Source organism: Desulfocicer niacini (assembly GCF_054657595.1).
The window spans coordinates 1-8789 of record NZ_BAAHYK010000091.1 but is presented as its reverse complement, the minus strand read 5'-3'; the positions used below and the strand labels follow the sequence as shown (position 1 = coordinate 8789).

6 protein-coding genes and 1 pseudogene are annotated in these 8789 nt (G+C 43.9%); 2 read left to right on the top strand and 5 right to left on the bottom strand.

Annotation, left to right across the window (positions count from 1 at the left end; all coding sequences use genetic code 11):
* Positions 1-344, top strand: a pseudogene (locus tag ACYQ2M_RS24190) (hypothetical protein); the annotation flags it as partial.
* 104 nt (positions 345-448) lie between these two features.
* On the opposite strand, the gene ACYQ2M_RS24185 reads toward ACYQ2M_RS24190, so the two are convergent.
* Complete coding sequence (locus ACYQ2M_RS24185; protein WP_459918967.1) at positions 449-1063, bottom strand: transglutaminase-like domain-containing protein; 615 nt, start codon at positions 1061-1063, stop codon at positions 449-451.
* 454 nt (positions 1064-1517) lie between these two features.
* The gene (locus ACYQ2M_RS24180; protein WP_459918966.1) at positions 1518-1922 is read right to left on the bottom strand and encodes a hypothetical protein; all 405 of its coding nucleotides are present in this window, start codon (positions 1920-1922) and stop codon (positions 1518-1520) included.
* 150 nt (positions 1923-2072) lie between these two features.
* On the opposite strand from ACYQ2M_RS24180, the gene ACYQ2M_RS24175 reads away from it, so the two are divergent.
* Complete coding sequence (locus ACYQ2M_RS24175; RefSeq protein ID WP_459918965.1) at positions 2073-2858, top strand: AraC family transcriptional regulator; 786 nt, start codon at positions 2073-2075, stop codon at positions 2856-2858.
* A gap of 340 nt (positions 2859-3198) precedes the next feature.
* Here ACYQ2M_RS24175 and ACYQ2M_RS24170 read toward each other — a convergent pair whose 3' ends face one another.
* The 3 genes from ACYQ2M_RS24170 to ACYQ2M_RS24160 all read right to left on the bottom strand — a co-directional run bounded on the left by ACYQ2M_RS24170 (position 3199) and on the right by ACYQ2M_RS24160 (position 8444).
* On the bottom strand, positions 3199-3849 hold the full coding sequence (locus ACYQ2M_RS24170) for a potassium channel family protein (RefSeq protein WP_459918964.1): 651 nt from the start codon (positions 3847-3849) through the stop codon (positions 3199-3201).
* Positions 3850-4297: 448 nt separating this feature from the next.
* On the bottom strand, positions 4298-6094 hold the full coding sequence (locus tag ACYQ2M_RS24165; RefSeq protein WP_459918963.1) for a sensor domain-containing diguanylate cyclase: 1797 nt from the start codon (positions 6092-6094) through the stop codon (positions 4298-4300).
* A gap of 817 nt (positions 6095-6911) precedes the next feature.
* Positions 6912-8444: an IS1182 family transposase gene (locus ACYQ2M_RS24160; protein WP_459918962.1), complete on the bottom strand. Its 1533-nt coding sequence runs from the start codon at positions 8442-8444 to the stop codon at positions 6912-6914.
* Positions 8445-8789: the final 345 nt, after the last annotated feature.

The following is an 8789-nucleotide window of genomic DNA, read 5'->3' as shown; positions in this document are numbered from 1 at the left end:
TGAAAAGAGTTCGCAGCAATAAAAGGGCACCCGGTATTGATAAAATGACGGTGAATCAATTGCCGGGCTACCTGAAACGCCATTGGCCGGACATCAGGGAACAATTGCACAATGGAGGATATAGACCGCAACCGGTTAAGAGGAAGGAAATTCCCAAACCTGGTGGAGGTGTAAGACTTCTGGGCATTCCCACTGTTCTGGATCGAATGACCCAGCAGGCAATCAGCGAGATATTATATCAAATATGGAATGATTCCTCCTGCCTATGTCTATCCAAAAAAATGCGGGCGACAAGGAACCTCTTGCGACGCAGAAATCATATTTCTTGTGAGCCTTCCCCTTAGAAATGCATTCAACTTCCGGAGCATGTAGGCTGTAGAGCTTGTTTTTTTAAGTAGCACCCTAACCGCTAAAAAAATTCTGCTTGACACCTACCGGAAGGGTCCCTTTATAAACTTGGGTTAGCAGCTTTCAATGATTTGTTGCCTGATATAATTTGGATGTCCGGTAAATTATTCCACAGTTCATCTTTAGATTTATATTGCCTCAATGCCTCAATTATTATTGGAAGAGGATCAGACAATATTTCCGGAAAATCAACTTCTCCATTTATTTGAGTTGAAAATGCCAATTGTTCTACCGGAGGTGTGAATTGTGCGTTTACACCTTCTTTATTTCCTCTCGGATCAATCCTATACCAGCCAAACTTAGAGAGATGAACAGCATTAAAACCATGCAAACAAAAAGGTGGACCATTATCATCCCGACTTAACCTTTGATAACAAAAACCAGATGGAATAGAGTTTGCTCTTAGCAGTGCGGTCAGCAAGTGACTTTTTGCATAGCAAATACCTGAGCCTGATCGTAATACCTCTGAAGCTGAACAAGATATCGTTTGAATTTTATAATCATCGATATGTTTGATTTTATCTCTCACCCATTCAAAACAGGCCCTTGCGATATCATTGAGATTCCCTTTACCAGATGCGAGTTCATTCGCTTTCGATATAATATCAGGATGCTGCCAATCAATTATTTCCGTTGATTTAAGATAATCTTCCATTAGGGCTGAAATCTCTCCTATATCCATGCTGCTAACGTTATGAATTTTATCCTCTGTCCCGTTTCCGCAAAAAGACATCTTCCGGTTTGAGAATAAAGTATGACACAAATTTTATCCGTCCCTGCGACAAGGGATGGTGGATAAAATCCTGTTGAACTTAACCTTGGTGTGTGTACCAAATATATATGGGGATTGTAAATAACTATCAGAAATGTAAAAAACAAAAATTGAGCAGAATTTTTAGAATATGCCTTTAATATGTTGTTCTTTATTTTTCAAGCGAGCAGGCTCTCTTTTCAAATCGAAAATCAATTTATTGTTCTATTTTGCCCTGCAGGCTGACAGCCGAGCAATCATAAAAGCGTTTATCCATTTTAAATTTTTTTATTTAGAAATTTTTATGAAGTGGTCCGGGGATGCAGGCTTAACGCATTAGCACCCCCGGATGTTTTCTTTATATTGTCAGGACATCCTTTATTGATACGGGTGACGCGTCTTTTGTCCCGGAAACTTTTGCGGACTTCGCCCATTGCGTAATATTGTTGGCGAAATGCACGTAAAGGCCGTCACTGTCATCCACCGGGATCCAGTATGAATCCAAAATGCCAATGGGGTCTTTGTGGAGTACCTGTCTTTGGGCTTTGCCCTGCTTGTGCATCAACGGGGCTTTGCACCCCTTGCACATCCGGTCTGTCCCGTTCAGGGAGAAGCAGTTGATGCCGGGTTCTATCCCAAGGCCCTGGGCCACTTTGTTCACGGCAACGATCTCATGTTTTTGGTTCAGCAGCAGGGCCACTTCCGGGTAGTTGCCCCACATCTGCCTAAACGCGTGGATAAAGTGTGTGTTTTGTTCTGCCATTTTAATTCTCCATTATTTAATAATTGATAAATTATCATTTCGGGTATATTATACCCTACAATGAAAGCATGATAGCATTAAGGTTCTGTACGGTCTTTCATTATTGGCTACAATTATTATCGAATCGGGTAAATTATTATGTACTGGAGCATGACGCTGGTTCTTAAGGAATCTTTAGGGTGGCATTCCCATGAAGTATATGAGTTGCTGTACTGCCGAAAAGGGCGGGGACATATCGTTTTTGACAATCAGGATATTCCATTTCAGAACGGTCGCTTCATCCTCATCCTGCCGGAAAACAGGCATCGATTTCTTTTCGGACAGGATGAGTCGGCGGATTTAAAAATCCTTTGCCTTACGGCTGCGGATTCTGCCATTCACCTTTCCTCCACATTATCAAACTGTCTCAGAAATATTAAAAACACTCCGGTGGTTTTTTCCGACCATGAAGAAGACAGTGAGTTTTCAGCCCTTTTTGACAAAATCCCGGACGCGCTCGGAGAAACTGAAAAAAAGAACCTTGATATTATCTGGGGCAGAATCGGTCTTATCCTGGCCATTCATTTCAAAAACCAGGGATCAAGCGACATGGACAGCCAGGGGCGCCATGGAAACAAGGTGGATCGTATCTGCAGTTGGATAGATGACCATCTGGGAGAACATCTCACACTTGATATGATCGCATCCGAGTTTGGCATGTCCAGAAGTCTGCTTACCAGGGAATTTAGAAAAGTCACAAACATCAGTATTATTGAATACATGACCATGCGAAGGCTGCAGACAGCAGGGGCAATACTTTCGAAAACAGAAAAAAGTATTACGGAAGTCGCACTGGAAAGCGGGTTTTCAAGTATTGGGAACTTCTATAAAAAATTTAAAGCCTTATATGGCGTGACTCCGTTGGAATTCAAAAAACAACTTGATCTTCTAAGGTAGAGAGGGTGCTTTCATTCAGGCCCTCCTGGTAAAGGCAGAAGCCAGACTATAATTTGAAAGCTGGAAACAAGCTTGATGATGTAACAAATCATGGGTGGCTATTTTTCTCACTTACAGGCTTGGTATCGAACCAATCTGTATAAAGAGAAAACTATATGTGCCATTGTCCGATTTTAAATTCCTACTGATTCGATTTTTCTTGGGGAGTTCAATAATGGTATGATTGAACACTTTTTCTTAAATGATCCGGCCACAAGATATTGTGTCTGCCCGGAAACGCCACCAGTAAATTTAATAGATTGTTAAAGATTCTCCGTCTCCGTTTTGAAGCACAACGCCGCTAATCAGCCGCGCGGCTTTTTGCGTCGGCTGAATTAGTCTTGTTAGGGCTTTTAATTCCTGAGTAAATTGCAAAACAAACAATTAGTAATATGAAGCCACAAAAGACCTCATATATTGTTAAAAATTTTGGATACCAATGAGCAGGGCTGTAATCTCCATACCCAAGAGTGGTAATGGTTACACCACTAAAATACAATGCATCAGTTATTTTAATTGGGATGTTGGTGCCGGACCAAACCAATTTAGTTGCTGGTAGCAGTGCGTATAGTAGCGAAAAATTAAGTATCAACTCCAAGTAACTTTTTAATGAGAGCCTTACCCGGTCTTTGGCTTTTAATCCACTTTGTCCACTTTCAGGGTCATCCAATTTATCGAATGCATCGCGTAAGAATGCCCAGAATATTTCATTGCACCTCGACAGTAAAAAATATGACCATAAATAAATAGCAACATACGGAAGGGCAGTATTAAGACTTTTACCCTCCTGAGATGCCCAAAACTCTTGATATATGAAAACTCCGCCCACGCTTACCACCGACAAATAAAGATAGAGTGAGTTAAGAAACTCAATAACAGTAATTCTATCCCATTTTCTTTTTGCAAAATCGGCAATTACCCAAGTGGGAGATAGAAATGCAAAAATTTTCATAAGCCTTTTAATTACCTCGAATTTTGTGCCATAACAAGTTAATCTGCAGTTTCCGTTTATCTTTCATTTAACTTATCTAACGGTATAACATCCGAAAAGTAAGAATAACCAGATCTGCATAAATATTTAAAATTTCAATGATGAAATCATTAACATTATCTGCAAAGGCTTGCAAATTTTTCCTTCAATTTCGCACGTAGCTGACTAAGCACTAATGGTATCATGTGTCGTCGATAGGCCTGTCAATAAAGGACGTCACTTCTTTCTCCAGTGCTCAGGCCACTCACAATTCAGAAGGCGAGCTTTAGTTTTGGAAATGCTCTGGAGTTACAGGGAAAGTCGATGGTCGTCTTCCATTTGAAAAAGGGTCCTTTGTTTGGAGGTAGTCTTCACACCAAAATAATTCGGTTTGACCTTTCCGGCGCTCGTATCTCAAAAAGCAGCCGGGTTAATCGGCCGCAGGGGAGACCCGGTCTCGACCCAGGTTCTTGCTTTCATACAAAGCTCGGTCGGCCCGCTCCACCAGTTCGGCCGCTGTCGAACCGGAATCATTTGACTTGCGGCAGGCCACGCCTAAGCTCATGCTGACCCGTCCAAGTTCGTTGGCCGGATGTTCCAGAGAGGCGGAGGTGATAGCCTGTCTGACCCGCTCAGCCTGGCTGATGGCTTGGTCCAGGTCGGCATCGGGCAGCACTATGACAAACTCCTCACCTCCATAGCGGGCCACAAAATCGGTCGCCCGCTGGCAGGCCTCGCGAATCAATTTGGCCACCTCGACCAGACAAGCGTCGCCCGCCTGGTGGCCGAGCTGATCGTTGTACAACTTGAAATGGTCGATATCGCACATGATCACGCTGATGGGTTCGCCACTCCTGTTGGCGCTTTGGAATTCCCGTTCCAGAACGTTGTCGAAATAGCGGCGGTTGGGCAATCCGGTGAGCCCATCGTGCCGTGAAAGGGATTCCAGCTCCCGGTTGGCCCGGGCAAGTTCGGCGGTGCGCTTGGAAACCTGGTCTTCCAAACGCTCCTTTTCAGTCTCGTTCCTGAGTAATAATTCTTCCTGATAGGCGCTCTTTTGCTCCTGCAACAGCTTGATGCGGTAGGCCAGGGCCAGCGAGAAGACAATCATTTCCAGCAGGGAGCCGCCCAGAAAGGAATAGCGGGTAAAGAGATTGTAGGGCAACAGTCCCTGGTTCAGGGTCGACAAAATTGACACCCCGACAAAATACCAGATGGTTCCCATGAGGTAGTACTTTCCCATCTCAAAGCGCCGGTACGTGGCATGGATGGCCAGGAACAATTGTAGCAGCATCAATGGCATGGCCAAGATCACCAGGAACTTGTAGTAGGTGGTATCCAGAAAGACCATAATCGACAACAGTGCCATCAAACCGGCCAGACTCAGCAAAACCCTGTCCAATCGTGGCAAACGCTGGGCCGTCTTCAGGATTTCCCTGGTGAAAAGCAGCAAAGAGCTCTGAGCCAAGGTCGTGAAACCGCCGAAACGGTTGAAATCCTCTGCCGAAATACCAGCCAGCACGGCCAGGCCGCTGTAGCTTGTCACGAACAGGCCAAACAATGTTGCGTGGGCTACATAAAACAGGTAGACCCTTTCCCTGAGTGAAAAAAACAGGAATAGGTTGTATAAAAGCAGCGCCCCTAAGGCTCCCAGATAGAGGCTGTTCAAAATGTTCTGCAGACGATCCTGCCGGTGGAACTGATTTTTACTGGAGACTGTAATCCCAGACGTGGTCAGGTTGTATTCGGAATTTACCATCATATAGATGGTCTTGGTTTGACCCGGCTGAAGTTTCAACTCGAACATGGGAAGCCGACTGTCGACCTGTCGTTGCGATATAGGCACCACAAGACCGTTACGTTGTTGTTGCCAGACGCCGTTCTCCCGGGTGAAAAGGTCGGCATTCTGCATGTGAACTTCATCAAACCCGACAATGCGTATCACCGGTTTGTCTGTCCCATTTGCAAGACGGAAGCCCAACCAGATATTGGCACGCTCGGCAGGTATGACAAACCGCGAAGGGTGTATACGATCCTGGACAGGTAGAGCTGCCACTTGGTCGATGGTCAACGAACTGGTTTCATCCATTGTAATAAATACTGGAAAATCGACCAATGTTCGAGACAGCTCGCCCACCTGATAAACCGGCAGCTGTGCCTGGGAGGCCACAGGTAGGACAAAAAGCACAACACTCAGAATAAAAAGATATCGTGTGCATCGACGCATGGTGTCATTACTCCTCTGGATTTATATTAAGAGACTGTTTTTGAATCGCCCGGACGGTCCGGGTTGGCCAGCCAACTCACCCTTGGCCGTTTTTCACAGTAAGCATTTTTTTGCTCCTGATAACCAGTATCTTTATCTCTTACCATTGGGAGAAGTCAGTTTCAAAGATTTATTGCTATCACTGATATGCGTAGGTCTCTTATCTCTAAGAATCCAAGCCCGATTTATTTGAGTTGAGTCGTGTCCAAAAACAACCGGAATCACAGGGATAGTCCAAGGTCGTCTTCCACCCGAAAAATGGACCTTGCTTCTTAGGTAGTCCGCACCAGCCCTTTCAAGGTTGTACTAACACGGAATTGATATAGCACAAACTATTGAAATTATGGCCAATTTCAAACAAGATCAAATTCTGAGTAGTAAACCATGTCAACCTGCTGCTCATTTTATGCCGAAGTTGGCCCATCTGACACACGATGACATTACTATGAAACTTGGCAACGGCATTGAGAATCTCCTTTTTTGACGGCATTTTCAGGAGATTTTTCTCAAAATTGTCAAAAATGAGTTCTACCTTGAAAGGGCTGGGTAGTCCGCACCTCAAACAACTCAATTTGACCTGCCAAATACTCGGACCAGGCGGTCACCAATAACGAGTCTGTAGAAAAAGTAATTTTGAGAAGGTAGTGATTCTAAGTCTCGGTTACTTTTTCTGGTTTAAATGTTTATTTAACTTTCCAGTCGATATGACCAGTGTTTATTGCCAGATCATTCTTATTCTTTGTAATAGGCTCGATAGCCGGGGTACTTTCCCCCATGTTTATGTAACCTGGGGCAACCCATATCGATGTATCTTCTTTAAATTGTGAACCGCACAGAACAGCAGCCATTGGCAGTTCACTTTTATTTTACCTCTCAGGGTGAACCGGTCAAGCTTGAGCATATGCCGTATGTTGGCAAAGACAGGTTCCACTGTTCCAATCCTTTTTGAATACATCATTCTGCCGTAGGGCGAATCTATTTTCTGTTTCATTTTCTCCGTCGCCGTCCCCTGTGGAATCTTCCGACTGTGAAAAAAAGCGACCTGCCTTTGGGGTGTCTTATCGGGTTTTCGAAGACATTTAGATCTTATTTTACACGGACCACAGGCTGATTTTGGGCCTTGAAACCGGGTAACAAAGTTGCCTTTGGTATCAATGCCGTTACCGGTTCGATAAAGGCGCTTACCAGCAGGACACATACAAAATTTAAAGTTCGGATCAAAGTAAAAATCTTTGGTCGAAAACAGCCGGGTCTTTTTTTTTCTTAAACGTTCTTTCCAAGCCTGCTCTTTGTACCGGCCTGAGTTATCAAATCGGGGATCGCGTTTCCTAAAAAGGTTGTCAGCCACATAGGCGTCAATACCTTGTTCAGCCAGCATGTCCATATTCTTCATTGTGTGGAAGCCGCTGTCTGCCGTCAGTTTGCTTTCTTCAAAAACAGCTTTTTCCAGGTTTTCTTTTGTGCTGTCGAGCATGGGTTTTAATAAATCCTGCTCCGGCCCTTTGCCAAAAGCCTCGGCTGCCACAATAACCTGGTGTTTAGAATCTGCCATGGCAACGCCATTATACCCCTGGATCACGCCATTGGATGTTTTCATCTTTGCTGACTCATTATCCGTGATATTTGATTTGACAGGCTTGCCCCCTGATCCTGGCCTGTCATCATTGTTCTTTGTCCAGTCCTGTATTTTTTTGATCTGTTTTTGCAGCTTGGCGATGTACTGGGTATCTTTCTCTATGATAGCAACTCTATTCTCAGAATCGTCTATCTCTCTATGTTTTTTTAGGATGCGTTCAATGGCCCGTTCAGGTTTATCGGATTTCCGTTTAAAATCAGCCTTGGTTCCGCTCCATTCCTTGGATGCATTGGACGGTAGTTTACAACCATCCAATGCAAACATGTCCCTGCCGATCAATCCCATCTCATCGCAGACTAAAATGATCTCTTTAAACAGGGATGTGACCCGGTGATCCAGGTTGGATATGAAGTCTGCAATTGTTGTAAAATGGGGCCGGGTATTGGCTGACAGGGCCATAAAAATAATATTTTCTTCACAGCATTGGGCAATCTTCCTGCTGGAGGTGATGCCCCTTGAGTAGGCGAAAAGAATAATTTTTAATAGGATTTTTGGATCGTATGCAGGCGCTCCTGTTTCATCATTTTTATATCGATTGTCGAAGAAACTGATATCCAGTTCATTCTCAATCAGATGATTCAGAGAATATTCAAAGGTGCCCGGCAGGATCTGTTTATTAAAAAAGACTGGAAGGAAGACTCCTTGATCGTTTGAGTATTTTTTGTATTTGGCCATATACGTTTTTACTCCCAACAGTTCAGTGGCTTTTCTATATGCTTACAAGAAAAATCTAGCACAAAACCATCAGGATCTCCAGTGTTTTTAGGCTTTTTCTACAGCTTCAACAAAAGAAATCACCGCTATTTTTAACGATGGTCTGGGGCCACAAAGATAGACATAATGTGGGGTATTCGGTCCCCGGTAAAATCTCTGAAATGACAGATTTAACGTTATGAATTTTATCCTCCGTCCCGTCTCCGCAAAAAGGCACCTTCCGGCCTTGAGAATAAAAACGGACATGAATTTTCATCCGACGCTGAAACAAGGGATGGTGGATAAAATCCTGTTGAACTTAACCTT

Excerpts from the sequence above, each read along its gene's own strand:
- ACYQ2M_RS24185 (WP_459918967.1), bottom strand. The coding sequence starts at position 1,063 with ATGGAAGATTATCTTAAATCAACGGAAATAATTGATTGGCAGCATCCT.
- ACYQ2M_RS24180 (WP_459918966.1), bottom strand. The coding sequence starts at position 1,922 with ATGGCAGAACAAAACACACACTTTATCCACGCGTTTAGGCAGATGTGG.
- ACYQ2M_RS24175 (WP_459918965.1), top strand. The coding sequence starts at position 2,073 with ATGACGCTGGTTCTTAAGGAATCTTTAGGGTGGCATTCCCATGAAGTA.
- ACYQ2M_RS24170 (WP_459918964.1), bottom strand. The coding sequence starts at position 3,849 with ATGAAAATTTTTGCATTTCTATCTCCCACTTGGGTAATTGCCGATTTT.
- ACYQ2M_RS24165 (WP_459918963.1), bottom strand. The coding sequence starts at position 6,094 with ATGCGTCGATGCACACGATATCTTTTTATTCTGAGTGTTGTGCTTTTT.
- ACYQ2M_RS24160 (WP_459918962.1), bottom strand. The coding sequence starts at position 8,444 with ATGGCCAAATACAAAAAATACTCAAACGATCAAGGAGTCTTCCTTCCA.